Source organism: Nocardia sp. TBRC8007 (assembly GCF_056629435.1).
On sequence record NZ_JBWSOR010000090.1, the window covers coordinates 1 to 1,391 of the forward strand.

The 1,391-nt window shown below is 67.4% G+C and carries 1 protein-coding gene; it reads left to right on the forward strand.

Going from position 1 to position 1,391, the window contains the following annotated elements; all coding sequences use genetic code 11:
- Positions 1-1,391, forward strand: a 1,391-nt coding sequence (locus tag ACX4ZE_RS22720) for a condensation domain-containing protein (RefSeq protein WP_480275500.1), incomplete at both ends; no start/stop codon positions are given.

A 1,391-nucleotide genomic window follows, 5' to 3' on the forward strand; every position in this document is an offset into this window, starting at 1 on the left:
CCTGGTCGCCCGCCTCGACGACGAGACGATGGTGGTGCGGCCGGTATTGGCGGTGGCCCAGCGGCCGGAGGTGGTGCCGGTGTCGTTCGCGCAGCGGTGGTTGTGGTTCCTGCACCGGTTCGAGGGTATGTCTGTGAGCTACAACATGCCGTTGGGGCTGCGGCTGACGGGGGCGGTGGACGTGGCGGCGTTGCGGGCGGGGCTCACCGATGTGGTGGGGCGGCACGAGAGCCTGCGGACGGTGTTCGCCGAGGTCGACGGTATCCCGGTGCAGCGGGTCCTCGCGGTCGGGCAATTCGACGTCCCGGTGGAAGTGGCCGAGGTGGCGGATGTGGAGGCGGCGGTGGCCGCGGCGGCACGCTACGCGTTCGACCTGGCCTCGCAGATCCCGGTGCGGGCGAGTGTGTTCCGCTGCACCGGCCCGGGCGAGGACAACCATACCCGCGGCGAGTACGTGCTGCTGCTGGTGATCCACCACATCGCCGGGGACGGATGGTCGTTGGCGCCGTTGCTGCGGGATCTGGCCAGCGCCTACACCGCACGCACCCACGACCGCAGCCCGGACTGGGCGCCGCTGCCGGTGCAGTACGCGGACTACACGCTGTGGCAGCGACAACTGTTGGGCGAGCAAACCGATCCCGACAGCGTGTTGGCGCGGCAGTTGGCGTATTGGCGGGACGAGCTGGCCGGGCTGCCCGCACAGCTGTCGTTGCCGACCGACCGGCCCCGCCCACGGGTGGCGAGCTACCGCGGTGACACCGTGCCGGTGGTGATCGATGCCGAGACCCGGACGCTGCTGCAGCGGCTGGCGCGGCGGGAGGACGCGACGGTGTCGATGGTGTTGCAGGCGGGGTTGGTGGTGTTGCTGTATCACCTGGGCGCGGGGACCGATATTCCGCTCGGGACACTGATCGCCGGGCGTACCGAGGATGCGTTGACCGATTTGGTCGGATGCTTCGTCAACACGTGGGTGTTGCGGGCACGCCTCACCCCAGGTGGTTCGTTCACCGATCTGCTCGGGCAGGTACGGCGGAAGGCGTTGGCGGCCTATGCTCATCAGGACGCGCCGTTCGAGTTGCTGGTCGAACTACTCAACCCGGTGCGCTCCACGGCACATCATCCTTTGTTCCAGGTGCTACTGGCGTTCCAGAACAACGCGCTACCAGTGATCGAGCTGCCCGATATCCAGGTTGCTCCGATTGAGGTCCGTTCCGAAGCCTCTCGTCTGGATCTGATGATTCATATCTGGGAAGAACACGTCGAGGGCGGAAACAACCCGCCGGCAAACGGTGGATTGGTCGGGTTCGTGGAATACGCGACTGACCTGTTCGACCGGGCGACGGTCGAGGCGCTCGTGGCCCGGTATGTGCGGGTACTACGTCAGGTGGCGG